Raw genomic sequence first — 16,237 nt, 5'->3', positions numbered from 1 at the left:
AGTGGCCGGGGCATGCGTGCCGCGGCCGGTATCGGACGGTGTGCGGCATCTCACGCCCTCTGACATGTCCACATGCCGGGAGAATGGCTGGTCCGAATGGAGCAGGGTGGGCTCCCGCGCCACGGGGCATGGACCGGAGAGCCGCACCGCCGCCCGACCGCCGACAGCATCGAAGGAGCCGCCGCATGTCCGACTTCGTACCCGGACTCGAGGGAGTCGTCGCGTTCGAGACGGAGATCGCCGAACCCGACCGGGAGGGCGGGTCGCTGCGCTACCGCGGGGTCGACATCGAGGAGCTCGTCGGGCACGTGGGCTTCGGCAACGTGTGGGGCCTGCTGGTCGACGGGCGGTTCGACCCCGGGCTGCCCCCGGCCGAGCCCTTCCCGATCCCGGTGCACTCCGGTGACGTACGGGTCGACGTCCAGGCCGCGCTGGCCATGCTCGCGCCCGTGTGGGGGCTGCGCCCGCTGCTGGACATCGACGTCGAGCAGGCCCGCGACGACCTGGCCCGTGCCGCGGTGATGGCGCTGTCGTACGTGGCCCAGTCCGCGCGCGGCCCGCACCGGCCGATGGTGCCGCAGCGGGAGATCGACAAGGCGCAGTCCATCACCGAGCGGTTCATGATCCGCTGGCGTGGCGAGCCGGACCCGCGGCATGTCGCGGCGGTGGACGCGTACTGGACGTCGGCGGCCGAGCACGGCATGAACGCCTCCACCTTCACCGCCCGCGTCATCGCCTCCACCGGCGCCGACGTGGCCGCGGCGCTGTCCGGCGCGGTCGGCGCCATGTCCGGGCCGCTGCACGGCGGCGCCCCGTCCCGCGTCCTCGGCATGATCGAGGAGATCGAGCGCACGGGCGACGCGACGGGCTACGTGAAGGGCGCGCTCGACCGGGGCGAGCGGCTCATGGGCTTCGGGCACCGCGTCTACCGCGCCGAGGACCCGCGGGCCCGTGTCCTTCGGCGCACCGCACGCGAGCTGGGCGCCCCGCGCTACGAGGTGGCCGAGGCGCTGGAGAAGGCGGCGCTCGCCGAGCTGCAGGAGCGGCGCCCGGACCGTGTCCTGGCCACCAACGTGGAATTCTGGGCCGCGATCATGCTGGATTTCGCGGAGGTCCCGGCGCACATGTTCACGTCGATGTTCACGTGCGCGCGCACCGCCGGGTGGTCGGCGCACATCCTGGAGCAGAAGCGCACCGGCCGGCTGGTCCGCCCCTCCGCGCGCTACACCGGTCCGGGCGCCCGCAGCCTGCACACGATCGAGGGCGACCCGACGACGACGTCCTGAGCCGCGGCCCCGCCCGCCGGGTCGGCCGGAGCAGGTCCCGCCTCTCTCAGCCGGAGCCGGGCGGGGCCGCGTCCAGCGCCTCGGCCAGGACCTCGGCGAGGTGGCGGGCGGTGGTGCCGGGCGCGAGCTGGGCGATCTGGGTGCGGCAGGAGAAGCCGTCGGCCAGCACCACGGCGCCGCCGTCCGCCGCCCGCAGCGCGGGCAGCAGCGCCTCCTCGGCGCAGGCGGCGGACACCTCGTAGTGGCCGTCCTCGAATCCGAAGTTGCCGGCCAGGCCGCAGCAGCCGCCGGTCAGCTCGCCGGACAGCCCCGCGCGGGCGCGCAGCCGGCGGTCGGCGGCGTCGCCGAGCACGGCGTGCTGGTGGCAGTGCGTCTGGCCGACGGCCGTGCGGTCCAGGCGCGGCGGCTGCCAGCCGGGCGCGAAGTCCTCCAGCACCTCGGCGAAGGTCCGTACGGCGGCGGCCAGCCGGGCGGCCCGCGGTTCGCCGGGGCCGAGGAGTTCCGGCAGGTCGGCGCGCAGCGCGGCGGCGCAGCTCGGTTCGAGCACGACGAGCGGCAGCCCGGCGTCGAGGACGGGCTCCAGCCGGTCGAGGGTGCGCCGCATCACGGCCCGGGCCCGGTCGAGCTGCCCGGTGGACACCCAGGTCAGCCCGCAGCAGACGGCCGCGGGCGGCAGGACGACGCTCAGCCCCGCCGCGCGCAGCACCCGCACGGCGGCGCGGCCGGCCGCGGGCGCGAGGTGGTCGGTGAAGGTGTCGGGCCACAGCACGACCGTGCGCGGCCCGGAGGAAGACCACCCGGACGGCGGCACCGGGTGGAGGCCGTCCGGGGTGTCGCGTTGCGCCCAACGGGTGAATGTCTCGGTCGCCAGTTCGGGCAGTTCGCGTTCCCTTGCGATCCCAGCGAATCGTTTTGCCAGCCATGCGGTTGATCGGGTCCTGCCAAGGAAATTGAGCGGCCGGGCGAACCTGCGAGCGATTTTCAGCCACAGCGGGAGCCAGCCCATCGCGTAATGGGCGCGCGGCCGCAACCGCCCGCGGTAGTGCTGGTGCAGGAATTCCGCCTTGTAGGTCGCCATGTCCACCTCGACCGGGCAGTCCGACCGACAGCCCTTGCAGGAAAGGCACAGATCCAGTGCCTCCTTGACTTCCGTGGACCTCCAGCCGTCGGTGACGATCTCGCCGGCGAGCATCTCGTGCAGCAGCCGCGCCCGGCCGCGGGTGGAATGCCGCTCCTCCCCGGTGACCCGGAAGGACGGGCACATGACATCGGAACCGCCACCGGAAACGGTCGCCGAGGAGCGACATTTGGCCACTCCGACGCAGCGCCGAACGGCGGCAACGAAATCACCGCCGTCACCCGGATAGGTGAAGGCCACCGGGGTCAAACCTGCATTTCCGGACGGCAGCACGGCGAAGCGGAGGTTGCTATCAATGGAGTCGGGTCGCACAAGCGTTCCCGGACCCATCCCGCCGTCGGGGTCCCAGAGATCCTTGAAATCTGAAAAGAGTGCCATCATTTCCGGGCCGTACATCTTCGGCAGCAGTTCGGCGCGCGCCTGCCCGTCGCCGTGCTCGCCGGACAGCGAGCCGCCGTGCGCCACCACCAGGTCGGCGGCTTCCTCGGAGAAGCGGCGGAAGCGCGCGACACCGGCCGGGGCGACGAGGTCGAAATCGATCCGTACGTGCACGCATCCGTCGCCGAAGTGGCCGTAGGGCGCGCCGCGCAGCCCGTGGGCGGCCAGCAGGGCCCGGAAATCCCGCAGATAGCCGCCCAGCCGGGCGGGGGGCACCGCGCAGTCCTCCCAGCCCGGCCATGCCTCGGTGCCGTCGGGCATGCGGGTGGCGGTTCCGGCCGCGTCCTCCCGGATCCGCCACAGGGCGCGCTGCCCCGCGGGGTCGGCGACGACGGCGTGACCGGTCGCGCCGTCGGCCGCCCGGCAGATCTCCCGCGCGTGTGCCTCCGCCTCTTCGGGACCGTCGCCCCCGGTCTCGACGAAGAGCCAGGCACCGCCGCGCGGAAGACCTGCCGCCGCGGCCTCCCCCACCAGGTCGGCTGCCATCCCCTCCACCGTCAGCGGCCGCAGCGGCAGCAGCAGGTGCGCGGCCTGCGCCGCCGCGCTCTCGTCCAGGTAGCCGAGCACCGCGAGCGCCCGCGCGGCCGGCGCGGGCACCAGGGCCACGGTCGCCTCCGTCAGCACCGCGAGCGTCCCCTCGCTGCCGGTGAAGGCCCGTGCCGCGTCCCTGCCGTGCTCGGGCAGCAGCCGGTCGAGGGCGTATCCGGAGATGCGGCGCGGCAGTTGCGGGAAGCCGGTGCGCAGCAGGGCCAGGTTGCCGTCGGCGAGCGCGGTCATGCCGTCGCGCAGCCGGGCGGGGAGTCCCGCCAGGCCGCCGGTGCCCAGCCGGACCGTCTCGCCGCGGTAGGTGACGGCGTCCAACCCCCGGACGTTGTCGGCGGTGGTGCCCCACGCCACCGAGTGCGAGCCGCACGCGTTGTTGCCGATCATGCCGCCGAGGGTGCAGCGGCTGTGCGTGGAGGGGTCGGGGCCGAAGGTCAGGCCGTGCCGGGCGGCGGCCCGCCGCAGGTCGTCCAGGACGAGGCCGGGCTGCACGCGCGCGGTCCGCGCCCCGGGGTCGATCTCCAGCAGCCGGTTCATGTGCCGGGTGAAGTCCAGGACGACACCGGTGCCGGTGGCCTGGCCGGCGATCGAGGTGCCGCCGCCGCGCGCGGTCACCGGCGCCGCGTGCTCCCGGCACACCGCGAGCGCCGCCGCCACGTCCGCGGCGTCCGCCGGCGCCACCACCCCCAGCGGCACCCGCCGGTAGTTGGACGCGTCCATCGTCACCAGTGCCCGCGCACCGGCGTCCCAGGCCACCTCCCCGCGCACCGCCGCACGCAGCGCCCGCTCCAGTTCGCCGGTCCCGCCCGCCCCGCCACCACCCGTCATGGCCACCACCTTGCCCGACTCCCCGCGGACCTGCCCGGCTTCCCGCGGACCGGCGCGCCCGAGGGGCGCACGGAGGCACGGCACGTCGTGGGGGGTGCGCCAAAAGGCCGTCTCACCCGATGGGACGCCCGCTGAAACGCGCCCGTAACGGGCTACCCTGCGTCCGTGGCCGATATCGAGATTCCCGCTGACATCAAGCCCGCCGACGGTCGATTCGGGTCGGGCCCCTCCAAGGTGCGCACCCAGGCGCTCGACGCCCTGGCCGCCACCGGGACGTCCCTGCTCGGCACCTCTCACCGGCAGGCTCCGGTGAAGAACCTGGTGGGCCAGGTGCGCGACGGCGTCAAGCAGCTCTTCTCCCTGCCGGACGGCTACGAGGTCGTCCTCGGCAACGGCGGTTCCACCGCGTTCTGGGACATCGCCACGCACGGCCTGATCACGGCCAAGTCCCAGCACCTGTCCTTCGGCGAGTTCTCGTCGAAGTTCGCCAAGGCCGCCCAGCTGGCGCCGTGGCTGGACGAGCCGACGGTCGTCAAGTCCGAGCCCGGCACCCACCCCGAGCCGGTCGCCGAGTCCGGTGTGGACGTCTACGCGTTCACCCACAACGAGACGTCGACGGGCGTCGCGGCCCCGATCCGCCGCGTCGCGGGTGCGGACGAGGGCGCGCTGGTCCTGGTGGACGCCACCTCCGGCGCCGGCGGCCTGCCGGTCGACATCGCCGAGACGGACGTCTACTACTTCGCGCCGCAGAAGTCCTTCGCCGCCGACGGCGGCCTGTGGATCGCGGCGTTCTCGCCGGCCGCGCTGGAGCGCGCCGCCACGATCGCCGCGAGCGGCCGGCACATCCCGGCGTTCTTCGACCTGCCGACGGCCATCGACAACTCGGTGAAGAACCAGACGTACAACACCCCCGCGGTCGGCACGCTCTTCCTGCTCAAGGAGCAGCTGGAGTGGATCAACGGGCAGGGCGGCCTGAAGTGGGCCACCGAGCGCACCGCCGACTCCTCGTCGCGGCTGTACGGATGGGCCGAGAAGTCCTCCTACGCCACGCCGTTCGTCACGGACCCGGTGAAGCGCTCGCAGGTCGTCGGCACCATCGACTTCGCCGACGGCGTCGACGCGGCGGCCGTGGCCAAGGTGCTGCGGGCCAACGGGATCGTCGACACCGAGCCCTACCGCAAGCTGGGCCGCAACCAGCTGCGCGTCGCGATGTTCCCGGCCGTCGAGCCCTCCGACGTCGAGGCGCTCACCGCCTGCATCGACTACGTCATCGGCAAGCTCTGACCGGCTGACCGCACGGCATACCGCCGCCGGGGCTCAGCCCCGGCGGCGGCGCCGTACCCGGCGCAGACCGAGGCCCGCCGCGACCGCCACGGCCAGCGCCCCGAGACCCACCGCCTTGCCCCCCGCGCCGCCGGACCCCTGCCCGGCCGCGCCCGCACCGGCGCCGCCCGCGCTCGCGGACGGGGTCGCCGTCGCGCCCTTGCCCGCCGTCCCGCTTCCCGGGGTCGCCTTCGGAGGCAGCGGGGGCACGCTGTCGGGCAGTTGGGAATCCGCCAGCGGCGCGCGCCACACCTTGCTGCTGTGCCCCTCGCTGCCGTACATCAGCGCCCGGCCGTCCGAGGTGAAGGTGACGCCCTCGCCCTGCGGCTGCATGGGGACGTCGAGGTCGGCGAGCTTGCTCGGGGCGCCGCCCGTCCAGCGGTATTCCGTCGCCGAGAAGTAGCCGCGCAGCACCAGGCGGCTGCCGTCGGGCGAGAAGGCCCCGTCGGTCACCCAGGGCACGTCGGCGATGCGCCGGAAGGTGTTCACCTCGTGGGCGCTGAGGTGGGCAGGGCCCTGGTAGAGGCCGCCGCCGGACTGCTTCTTGCTGGCGATGTACACCCGGCCGGTCTTCGGCTGCACCATCATGGCCTCGGCGTTGCGGGGGCCCTGGTCGTAGCGGACGGTGTAGCGGGTGACGTCGACGGTCCGGTCGCGCAGCTCCTTCGGCTCGGGGAAGCGGTAGATCCACACCTCCTTCCAGGCGCCGTCCAGGTTGTCGCCGATGTCGCCGACGTAGAGGTCGCCGTCCGGGCCGATCGATATCGCCTCGACGTCGCGGGGGTGGATCCCGCGCATCGTCACCCGCGCCACGGTCCTGCCGGTGGCGGAGTCGACCGCGTAGACGTACGGGCCGTCCCCGCTGTCGTTGTGCGTCCAGTAGATCCCCGGGTGCAGGCGGCTGGCGGCCAGGCCGCTGGCCTCCGCGATCCGCGGGTCGGAGATCGTGAAGGCCACGGTGGGGCCGGTGCCCAGTGCCGCGGCGGGCGTGCCCGCCCAAGCCAGGGCAAGGGCCGCGCAGGCGGCGGCCGTCGGGATGTACGCGCGCATGCACCCCAGTGTCCCCGGTCGCGCGGCGGTCGGAGATGATGCCCGGCATGCGTTACCTCTTCGTCGGCGACTCCATGACCATCGGCGCCTCCGGCGACTACACGTGGCGCTACCGCATGTGGCGCCACCTGGTCGCGCAGGGCGAGCCCTTCGCCGTGGTCGGGCCGCGCGACGGGCTGTACGACCGGGCGGCGGACGACGCGGTCTCGGCCGACTACGCCGACCCGTCCTTCCCGCCGCACGCCCGGCGGCACCTGGCGGGCTGGGGCGAGGGCTGGCTGCATCTGGCGCCGCTGATAGGGGACGTCGTCCGCGAGCACCGGCCGGACGTGCTGCTGGTCTCCCTCGGCCTGATCGACCTCGGCTTCTACACCGACGCGGGGCAGACGCTCGGCAACGTCGAGCGCTTCATCGCCGGGGCACGGGCCGCCGCCCCCGGGATCCGCATGGTGCTGCTGCCGGTGATACCCAACACCCGCGCCGACCTCGACCCGGATTTCGCCGGGCAGTGCGCGGAGCTCAACACCCTGCTGGCCAAGGCCGTCGCCGAGCACGACACGCCCGCCTCACCGCTGCTGCTGGCCTCCCGCCCGGACGGCTACGACATCCTGCTCGACACCTACGACGGCACCCACCCCAACGCGGCCGGCGAGCACAAGCTGGCGGCCGCCTTCGCCGACGCCATGTACCAGGCGTGGGATCTCGGGGCGCCCTACACCGAGGGCTGAACCCGCCCGGGGCAGGCCGCGGGCGCGGCCGCCCGGCAGCGCCCCCACCTGGCCGTACGCCGTCCGGTCCAGCTCCCGGATGGCCCCTTGATTCGAGCGCACTCCAAGGGCTTGGCTGGAGGCCATGGAGTACACACAGCTCGGACGCACCGGTCTCAAGGTCAGCCGCCTGGTTCTCGGCACCATGAACTTCGGTCCGCAGACCACCGAGGCGGACAGCCACACGATCATGGACGCGGCCCTCGACGCGGGGGTCAACTTCTTCGACACCGCCAACGTCTACGGCTGGGGTGAGAACAAGGGCAGGACCGAGGAGATCGTCGGCTCCTGGTTCGCCAAGGGCGGCGACCGCCGGGACAGGACGGTGCTGGCCACCAAGGTCTACGGCAACATGGGCGCGGACGGCGAGGCCTGGCCCAACCACGACAAGCTGTCGGCGCTGAACATCCGCCGGGCGGTGGACGCCAGCCTCAAGCGGCTGGGCACGGACCACATCGACATCTACCAGTTCCACCACGTCGACCGGGCCACGCCCTGGGACGAGATCTGGCAGGCGATCGACGTCCTGGTGGCCCAGGGCAAGATCCTCTACGCCGGGTCGAGCAACTTCGCCGGCTGGCACATCGCGCAGGCCAACGAGGCGGCCCGGCGGCGCGGCTCGCTCGGCCTGACCTCTGAGCAGTGCCTGTACAACCTGATGGAGCGGCGTGCGGAGATGGAGGTCATCCCGGCGGCCCAGGGCTACGGCCTCGGCGTGATCCCGTGGTCGCCGCTGCACGGCGGGCTGCTCGGCGGGGTGCTGCGCAAGCAGGCCGAGGGCGGCGCGTCCCGCTCGACCGGTGGGCGGGCGGCGGACGCGCTCGCCGATCCCGCGCAGCGCGCGCAGATCCAGGCCTACGAGGACCTGTGCGGCAAGCACGGGCTGAACCCGGGAGACGTGGGCCTGGCCTGGCTGCTGACGCGCCCCGGCGTCACCGGGCCGATCGTCGGCCCGCGCACCACGGAGCAGCTGGAGTCGGCGCTGCGGGCGGTGGACCTGGAGCTGTCCGCGGAATTCCTCGCGGCGCTGGACGAGGTCTTCCCCGGCCCGGGACCGTCCCCGGAGGCCTTCGCCTGGTAGTCGGCGGCGCCGCCGGCCGTACGCCGGTCCGCCGCCGCGGTCAGCGCACCGCGGCGGCGACCGCGACCACCACGAGCATCAGGAAGAGGGCGGCGGTCATCACGCGGGTACGGGTCTTGGGGTCCACCCTTCGAGGTTAACCGGCCCCGCCGGCCGCCCCGTCCCCGGGCGGCGCGGCAGCGGGCCCGCCGAGCGGCCAGGAGCCGACGACGGTGTAGTGCGAGCGCTCGCCGGGAATGCCGGAGCGCGGCAGCAGGCTCGCGACGAGGCTGAGGTCGGCCGCGGTCCAGCCGGCGCCGCGGAAGCCGTCGAGCGCGGCGGCGAAGGGGCGCAGGTCGACGCGGGCGCCCCGGGAGGCGCGGGCGAGGGTGAGGTGGGCGCGGAAACCGTGCTCCTCGTCGACCGGGGCGCCGGCCCTGCGCGCCGCCGCCCGTACGGAGGCCGCGAGCGCCCCCGCGGCCCGCACATCGCCCTCGGCGCCGGCCCACAGTGCCCGGTCGCCGAACCGCCCGCCGCCGCGGATGCGCAGCTCGCACGGCCGGTGGCGGCGGGCGGCGCGGGCGAGGCGCTCGTCGAGGTCCGGGCGCAGGGTGTCGGGCACCTCGCCGAGGAAGGCAAGCGTGTAGTGCCAGCCGTCGGGCGCGGTCCAGCGCAGGTCGCGGGCGCCAGGGAGCCGGTGCAGCGGGCCGAGGCCCGCGGTCAGCTCGGCCATGGCCGCGGGCGGGGGCAGCAGCGCCGCGAAGAGCCTCACAGCGCCGGGCTCGGCGCGTTGCCGCGCCTCCCGGACCCCTCCGCGCCCGCGGGAGCGGACGCGTCGTCGCAGGCGGCGGGCACGGCGTGAGCGGCCGGCTCGGCGGGCGCGACCGGGACGACCGGCGCGGACTGCGCGGCCTTCACCGGCGGCACGACCGACGCGACCGGCACAGGCTGCGCCGGCTTCACCGGCGGTACGGACGGCACCGGCTGCACGGTCTGCGTGACCGGCGCGGGCGGGGCCGCGGCCGGGTTGCGGGGGACGAAGGCCACCAGCGGGCGGCCGCTGCCGCGCCGCAGGTCGACCTGGGGGCGCAGGCCCGCCGCGCGGGCGAGGACCAGGCCGACCCCGACCGCGGCGAGCGCGGAGATCAGGCCGCCGCTCATGAAGCCGACGCGGGCGCCGTAGGTGTCGGTGACCCAGCCCATGACCGGGCCGCCGACCGGGGTGCCGCCGACGAAGACCATCATGTACAGGCTCATCACACGGCCGCGCATGACGGGGTCGGTGGCGAGCTGGACGCTGGCGTTGGCGGTGGTGTTGAAGGTGAGCCCGAAGGCGCCGATCGGCACCAGCAGCACCGCGAAGACCCAGAAGGTCGGGGCCAGCGAGGCGGCGGCCTCCAGCAGGCCGAAGACCGCGGCGGCGGCGGCCAGCATCCGCAGCCGGGTGCCGGTGCGGCGGGCGGCGAGCAGGGCGCCGATGAGGGAGCCGCCGGCCATCAGCGAGTTGAGGATGCCGTAGGTGCCGGCGCCGCTGTCGAAGACCTTGTTGGCGAAGGCCGACAGCCAGATCGGGAAGTTGAAGCCGAAGGTGCCGATGAAGCCGACCAGCACGATCGGCCAGATCAGCTCGGGCCGCCCGGCGACATAGCTCAGCCCCTCGCGCAGCTGCCCCTTGCGGCCGCGCGGCGCCTTCTCGATCGTGTGCAGCTCGGCGGTGCGCATCAGCAGCAGGCCGATGAGCGGGGCGAGGAAGGACAGGCCGTTGATCAGGAAGGCCCAGCCGCTGCCGACCGCGGTGATCAGCACACCGGCGACGGCCGGGCCGACGAGCCGGGCGGCCTGGAAGTTGGCGGCGTTCAGCGAGACGGCGTTGCGGACCACGTCGGGGCCGACCATCTCGACGACGAAGGTCTGCCGGGTGGGGTTGTCGACGACGGTCACCATGCCCAGCAGGAAGGCGATGGTGTAGACGTGCCAGACCTGGACCACACCGCCCAGCGTGAGTCCGGCGAGCAGCAGGCCCAGGATGCCGAGCGCGGCCTGGGTGCACAGCAGGATCTTCCGCTTGGGGTAGCGGTCGGCGATCACGCCGCCGTACAGGCCGAAGAGCAGCATCGGCAGGAACTGCATCGCGGTGGTGATGCCGACCGCGAAGGAGGAGCCGGTGATGCTGAGCACCAGCCAGTCCTGGGCGATCCGGGACATCCAGGTGCCGGTGTTGGACACCACGGCGCCGGTCGCGAAAAGCCGGTAGTTGCGGATCCTGAGCGAGCTGAAGGTGCCCGTCTTCCTCACCGCGGGACGGTCAGGTTCGGTTGCGGTATGTGGTCCGGCTGCCGAACTCAATCGGTACTCGCCTCCCCCTCTTCGGGTCTTCCGGTTCGGTCACAGGTGAGCGAGCTTCTCCAGGACGGGCGCGGCCTGGCGCATGATCGCCAGCTCCTCCTCGGTCAGCCGCTCGGCGAGAGAGGCCAGCCACGCGTTGCGCTTGCTGCGGCTCTCGGCCAGCATCGAGTCGGCCTGCTCGGTGCGGCTGACCACGACCTGGCGGCGGTCGTCGGGGTGCGGCTCCCTGCGGACCAGCTCCTTGGCCTCCAGCATCGCCACGATGCGGGTCATCGACGGCGGCTGGACGTGCTCCTTGCGGGCCAGCTCGCCGGGTGTGGCGGAGCCGCAGCGGGCGAGGGTGCCCAGCACCGACATCTCGGTAGGGCTCAGCGTCTCGTCGACGCGCTGGTTGCGCAGCCGGCGGGACAGCCGCATCACGGCGCCGCGCAGTTCGTTGACAGCGGCGCGGTCGTCCTCGGACAGTTCGGTCACGGTGTTTAGGTTAGCTCATTAGTTAACCTAAGTACAATCTGCACGTACATCCGCAGGCACACGGGTCACGCGAACGGGCGAGCCCGGACCGCACCCGCCGGGGGGCCCGGCGCGCACGACCGGACCCGCCCGGTTTACGCATTTCCCGCCCGCATCTCACCCGAACGGATGAGGCTGCGGGCGAAAGCGGCCACGTCGGCCGCCCCCGCCCGCGACCGTGGGCGTATGGCATCGAGAGTGTTCAGCCTGCGCATGGACGCGCAGCTGTGGGACCGCATCTGCGAGCATGCCGCCCGACGCGGGATGACCGCACAGGACTACGTCGTCGCGACCCTCGTCCGCGAGGACTTCGACGAGCGCTTCAAGGCCGCGGTCGAGGAGACCGACCGCTTCTACGGCGGCCGGGAGGATCCGCCGCAGCCGCCCTACAGCAGTCCCAGCGCCGGCATCAGGTAGTAGAAGGCGAAGACGGCCGCGACCGCGTAGAGGGCGATCGGGACCTCCTTGCCGCGCCCGGCGACGACCCGCAGCACGCAGAAGGTCAGGAAGCCGATCCCGATGCCGTTGGTGATCGAGTAGGTGAACGGCATCAGCACCATCGTCAGGAACGCCGGGATGGCGATGGTGAAGTCGCTCCAGTCGATCTCCCGGATCGACCCGGCCAGGATCAGGAAGCCCACCGCGATCAGCGCGGGCGTGGCCGCCTGCGCCGGCACCATGGTGGCCAGCGGGGTGAGGAACAGCGCGAGCACGAACATCAGGCCGGTGACGACGCTGGACAGGCCGGTCCGCGCGCCCTCGCCGACGCCGGCGGTGGACTCGACGAAGCAGGTGTTCGCCGACGACGAGGTGGCGCCGCCGACCGCGGTGGCGACACCGTCGATCATCAGGACCTTGTTGATGCCCGGCAGGTCGCCCTTCTTGTCCAGCAGCCCGGCCTCGTCGCTCACGCCCAGGATCGTGCCCATCGCGTCGAAGAAGCACGACAGCAGCACGGTGAAGACGAACAGCACGCCGGTGAGGATGCCGACCTCGTGGAAGCCGCCGAAGAGGCTGACCTTGCCGACGAGGCCGAAGTCCGGGGTGGCGACCGGGTTGCCGGGCCACTTGGGAACGGTCAGGCCCCACTTCGCCGCCGGGACGTCGGCGACCGCGTCGATGATCACCGCGAGCACCGTCATGGTGACGATGGAGATCAGGATCGCGCCTGCGACCTTGCGGATGATCAGCCCGAGGGTGAGCAGCGTGCCCAGGATGAAGATCAGCACGGGCCAGCCGGTGAGGTGGCCGTCGGCGCCGAGCTGCAGCGGGACCGTGGTGTGCGCTGCGTCCGGGATGCGGCTCACGAAGCCGGAGTCGACCAGGCCGATCAGCAGGATGAACAGGCCGATGCCGATCGCGATGCCCTTGCGCAGCCCCAGCGGCACGGCCGTCATGACGCGCTCGCGCAGGCCGGTGGCGACCATGAGCATGATCGCGATACCCGCGAGCACCACCATGCCCATCGCGTCCGGCCAGCTCATCTTCGGCGCGAGCTGGAGGGCGACGACGGTGTTGACGCCGAGGCCCGCGGCGAGCGCGATCGGCACATTGCCGATGACGCCCATCAGCAGTGTGGTGAAGGCCGCGGTGATCACGGTCGCGGTGACGAGCTGGCCGCCGTTGAGGTGGTGGCCGAACTTGTCCACTGCCGAGCCGAGGATGATCGGGTTCAGCACGATGATGTAGGCCATCGCGAAGAACGTCGCGAGACCGCCGCGGATCTCCCGCGGGATCGTGGAACCGCGCTCTGAGATGCGGAAATAGCGGTCCAGCGGGTTACTGGAGGGGTGACCGGGCGACCGGCCCATGTCGACCGGAGCGGGGGCCGAGGCGGGCATGTGAAACCTCATGGGGGCGGGGACTCGCCCTCACATGGGCGATCATACGAATGATTTCAGTCAACACTGACTGGTTTCAGTATGAATACACAACCACCCAAAAAGCCATCTCCGCGCGTAGACACCCACCGCCCCACACCTCCGCGGCCCGTACCGCCCGCCCGTCCCCGGCCGCATACGATGGGCGCCATGAGCAAGCAGCCAGGACCCCTGCGCGAGGCCCCCGAGCCCCTGGAGGCCAACGACGTCATGACCGTCACGGTCGGGACGATCGTCTGGGCCGCGCTCTTCGTGGTGCAGCTCCCCTTCTACGGCTGGTACTCCGACCACGGGCACACCTGGTTCATCTGGAGCTGCGCGGCGGGCGCCGGCCTCGGCCTGGTGGGCCTGAAGTACGTACGGGCCCGGCGGGACGCCATCGCCCGCCACCGCGCCGCCGCCGCTGCCACCGGATCAGGCGGGGACGCCGGGGACGACGCGCAGGACGCGTAGCAGGACGCGCAACAGGACACGTAGCAGGACGGCCAGAACGTCCGGAAACGGGTGAAAGCCGCCCGCTGCACGTACGGTCTGCTCATGGCGGAAGGCGAACTGACGGACGTGGCCGCGCGGCTGCCGGGGCTGAGCAGCGCCGAGGTGGCGCGGCGGACTGCGGCGGGGCAGGTCAACGACGTCCCCGTACGGTCCTCGCGCTCGGTGACGGAGATCGTCCGGGCCAACGTCCTGACCCGCTTCAACGCGATCATCGGCGGGCTCTTCCTGGTCATCCTGGTGGTCGGGCCGATCCAGGACGGTCTGTTCGGCTTCGTGATCGTCGCCAACACCGCGATCGGCATCTTCCAGGAGCTGCGGGCCAAGCACACCCTGGACAGCCTCGCGGTCATCGGCGAGGCCCGCCCGGAGGTGCGCAGGGACGGCGGGACGGTCGAGATCCCCACCTCCGGGATCGTGCTCGGCGACCTGGTCGAGCTGGGACCGGGCGACAAGGTCGTGGTGGACGGCGAGGTCGCCGAGGCGGACGGCCTGGAGATCGACGAGTCGCTGCTGACCGGCGAGGCCGACCCCGTGCTCAAGCACCCCGGCGACCCAGTGATGTCCGGCAGCTTCGTCGTCGCGGGCGGCGGCGCCTTCACCGCCACCAAGGTGGGCCGCGACGCCTACGCCACCCAGCTCGCGGAGGAGGCCTCGCGCTTCACGCTGGTCAACTCCGAGCTGCGCGGGGGCATCAGCCGGATCCTGAAGTACATCACCTGGGCGATGGTGCCGACCGCGGTCGGGCTGATCATCAGCCAGTTCACGGTGGAGAGCCATGACGCGCACGAGGCGGTGCGCAGGACGGTCGGCGGCATCGTGCCCATGGTGCCCGAGGGCCTGGTGCTGCTGACCTCGGTGGCCTTCGCGATCGGCGTGGTCCGGCTGGGCCGCAGGCAGTGCCTGGTGCAGGAGCTGCCCGCGATCGAGGGGCTGGCCCGGGTCGACGTGGTGTGCCTGGACAAGACGGGCACCCTCACCGAGGGCGGCATGGACGTCACCGAGCTGCGGCCGCTGGACGGCGGAAGCGGCACGGGCCGCGCGGACGACGCGGGCGGTACGGACGACGGGGGCCGCGCGGACGACGGGGGCAGCGGCGCGGCCGGTTACGCGGCGCGGGCGCTCGCCGCGCTCGGCGGCTCCGACCCGCGGCCCAACGCCAGCCTCCAGGCGATCGTCGACGCCTACCCGCCGGGCGGCGCCGCGGACTGGCGCGGCCGGGGCGTGCTGCCCTTCAGCTCCGCCCGCAAGTACAGCGGCGCCGCCTTCACCGAGCCGGACGGCACGGACAGCACCTGGCTGCTCGGCGCGCCCGACGTGCTGCTGCCGGCCGGGCACCCGGCGCTCGCCGAGGTCGACCGGCTGAACGACCAGGGCCTGCGGGTGCTGCTGCTGGCCCGCGCCGCGCGCCCGCTGGACGACCCGCAGGTCGCACGGGACGTCACGCCCGTCGCGCTCGTCGTCCTGGAGCAGCGGCTGCGGCCGGACGCGGGCGACACCCTGCGGTATTTCGCCGAGCAGGGCGTGCACGTCAAGGTGATCTCCGGGGACAACGCGGTCTCCGTGGGCGCGGTCGCCGGGAAGCTCGGGCTGCCGGGCGCGCAGTCACCGGTCGACGCGCGGCGGCTGCCGGCCGAGCGGGACGCGATGGCCGAGGTGCTGGACGAGGGCGCGGTCTTCGGCCGGGTCACCCCGCAGCAGAAGCGGGACATGGTCGCCGCTCTCCAGTCCCGCGGGCACAACGTGGCGATGACCGGCGACGGGGTCAACGACGTGCTGGCCCTCAAGGACGCCGACATCGGGGTGTCGATGGGCTCGGGCTCGGAGGCCACCCGGGCGGTCGCGCAGATCGTGCTGCTGGACAACAGCTTCGCGACGCTGCCCTTCGTGGTGGCCGAGGGCCGCCGGGTGATCGGCAACATCACCCGGGTCGCGACGCTCTTCCTCACCAAGACGGTCTACTCGGTGCTGCTCGCGGTGCTGGTGGTGTGCTGGCAGGTGCCGTACCCGTTCCTGCCGCGGCATCTGACGCTGCTGTCGACGCTGACCATCGGGGTGCCGGCCTTCTTCCTGGCGCTCGCGCCCAACAAGGAGCGGGCCCGGCCGAACTTCGTCCGCCGGGTCATGCGGTATTCGACGCCCGCCGGGATCATCTGCGGGGTGGCGTCCTTCGCCGCCTATCTGCTGGCCCGTCACCACTACACCGGCGGCGGCGCGCTGGACGCGGAGACCAGCGCGGCGACGCTGACGCTCTTCCTGCTGGAGCTGTGGGTGCTGGCCATCATCGCCCGGCCCTACACCTGGTGGCGGATCCTGCTGGTGCTGGCCATGGTGCTGGGTTTCGCGCTCGTGCTCGCCGTCCCGTGGCTCCAGGACTTCTTCGCGCTGAAGCTCGTCGGCGACGAGGTGCCCTGGGCCGCGGTGGGGATCGCGGCGGCGGGCGCGGTGCTGCTGGAGGTCAGCTGGGCGTGGGTGCGGCGCCGGGAGCAGGCGGAGGGCTGACCGGGCGGCCCGGCATACTGCGACGGTGCGGCAATACGCCGAGCCGCGGCAATGTACCGGCGCCCGGCACG

12 protein-coding genes and 1 pseudogene are annotated in these 16,237 nt (G+C 73.1%); 7 read left to right on the top strand and 6 right to left on the bottom strand.

Features of this window, described 5'->3' with window-relative positions; translation table 11 throughout:
* Positions 1-185: 185 nt before the first annotated feature.
* A complete protein-coding gene (locus ACH4SL_RS03200; protein ID WP_398441621.1) occupies positions 186-1,286 on the top strand; it encodes a citrate synthase 2 in 1,101 nt (366 codons plus the stop codon).
* Positions 1,287-1,332: 46 nt separating this feature from the next.
* On the opposite strand, the gene ACH4SL_RS03195 is transcribed toward ACH4SL_RS03200, so the two are convergent.
* On the bottom strand, positions 1,333-4,233 hold the full coding sequence (locus tag ACH4SL_RS03195) for an FAD-binding and (Fe-S)-binding domain-containing protein (protein WP_398441620.1): 2,901 nt from the start codon (positions 4,231-4,233) through the stop codon (positions 1,333-1,335).
* 165 nt (positions 4,234-4,398) lie between these two features.
* Between ACH4SL_RS03195 and serC the strand changes: the two genes are divergently transcribed.
* Positions 4,399-5,517 carry a phosphoserine transaminase gene (serC, locus tag ACH4SL_RS03190; RefSeq protein ID WP_398441619.1) on the top strand — a complete coding sequence of 373 codons (1,119 nt, stop codon included), beginning with the start codon at positions 4,399-4,401 and terminating at the stop codon, positions 5,515-5,517.
* A 33-nt stretch (positions 5,518-5,550) separates the two neighbouring features.
* Here the strand turns inward: serC and ACH4SL_RS03185 are convergent, their stop codons facing one another.
* Positions 5,551-6,606: a hypothetical protein gene (locus ACH4SL_RS03185; RefSeq protein WP_398441618.1), complete on the bottom strand. Its 1,056-nt coding sequence runs from the start codon at positions 6,604-6,606 to the stop codon at positions 5,551-5,553.
* A gap of 47 nt (positions 6,607-6,653) precedes the next feature.
* Here ACH4SL_RS03185 and ACH4SL_RS03180 point away from each other — a divergent pair, with 47 nt between their 5' ends.
* Positions 6,654-7,334: a GDSL-type esterase/lipase family protein gene (locus ACH4SL_RS03180; protein WP_398441617.1), complete on the top strand. Its 681-nt coding sequence runs from the start codon at positions 6,654-6,656 to the stop codon at positions 7,332-7,334.
* Positions 7,335-7,458: 124 nt separating this feature from the next.
* The gene (locus tag ACH4SL_RS03175) at positions 7,459-8,454 is read left to right on the top strand and encodes an aldo/keto reductase (protein ID WP_398441616.1); all 996 of its coding nucleotides are present in this window, start codon (positions 7,459-7,461) and stop codon (positions 8,452-8,454) included.
* 136 nt (positions 8,455-8,590) lie between these two features.
* Here ACH4SL_RS03175 and thpR read toward each other — a convergent pair whose 3' ends face one another.
* The 3 genes and pseudogenes from thpR to ACH4SL_RS03160 all read right to left on the bottom strand — a co-directional run bounded on the left by thpR (position 8,591) and on the right by ACH4SL_RS03160 (position 11,196).
* A complete protein-coding gene (gene thpR / locus ACH4SL_RS03170; protein ID WP_398441615.1) occupies positions 8,591-9,205 on the bottom strand; it encodes an RNA 2',3'-cyclic phosphodiesterase in 615 nt (204 codons plus the stop codon).
* Positions 9,206-9,453: 248 nt separating this feature from the next.
* Positions 9,454-10,779: pseudogene (locus tag ACH4SL_RS03165) on the bottom strand (MFS transporter); the annotation flags it as partial.
* Between the two features lie 39 nt (positions 10,780-10,818).
* Complete coding sequence (locus ACH4SL_RS03160) at positions 10,819-11,196, bottom strand: MarR family winged helix-turn-helix transcriptional regulator (RefSeq protein ID WP_398441887.1); 378 nt, start codon at positions 11,194-11,196, stop codon at positions 10,819-10,821.
* Between the two features lie 282 nt (positions 11,197-11,478).
* On the opposite strand from ACH4SL_RS03160, the gene ACH4SL_RS03155 reads away from it, so the two are divergent.
* Positions 11,479-11,709 (top strand): hypothetical protein, encoded by a 231-nt coding sequence (locus tag ACH4SL_RS03155; RefSeq protein WP_398441614.1) that lies wholly within the window; start codon positions 11,479-11,481, stop codon positions 11,707-11,709.
* On the opposite strand, the gene ACH4SL_RS03150 is transcribed toward ACH4SL_RS03155, so the two are convergent.
* The gene (locus ACH4SL_RS03150; RefSeq protein WP_398441613.1) at positions 11,679-13,133 is read right to left on the bottom strand and encodes an NCS2 family permease; all 1,455 of its coding nucleotides are present in this window, start codon (positions 13,131-13,133) and stop codon (positions 11,679-11,681) included. The two genes, ACH4SL_RS03155 and ACH4SL_RS03150, sit on opposite strands and share 31 nt — an antisense overlap.
* Positions 13,134-13,313: 180 nt before the next feature.
* Between ACH4SL_RS03150 and ACH4SL_RS03145 the strand changes: the two genes are divergently transcribed.
* Both ACH4SL_RS03145 and ACH4SL_RS03140 read left to right on the top strand, forming a co-directional pair.
* Positions 13,314-13,625: a DUF2530 domain-containing protein gene (locus tag ACH4SL_RS03145; protein WP_398441612.1), complete on the top strand. Its 312-nt coding sequence runs from the start codon at positions 13,314-13,316 to the stop codon at positions 13,623-13,625.
* 84 nt (positions 13,626-13,709) lie between these two features.
* A complete protein-coding gene (locus ACH4SL_RS03140) occupies positions 13,710-16,166 on the top strand; it encodes an HAD-IC family P-type ATPase (RefSeq protein WP_398441611.1) in 2,457 nt (818 codons plus the stop codon).
* Positions 16,167-16,237: the final 71 nt, after the last annotated feature.

Source organism: Streptomyces sp. NPDC021020, from assembly GCF_044333285.1.
Classification (GTDB): Bacteria; Actinomycetota; Actinomycetes; order Streptomycetales; family Streptomycetaceae; genus Actinacidiphila.
Note: the sequence above shows the minus strand (reverse complement) of the source record. Positions and strands in the feature narration are given on the sequence as shown.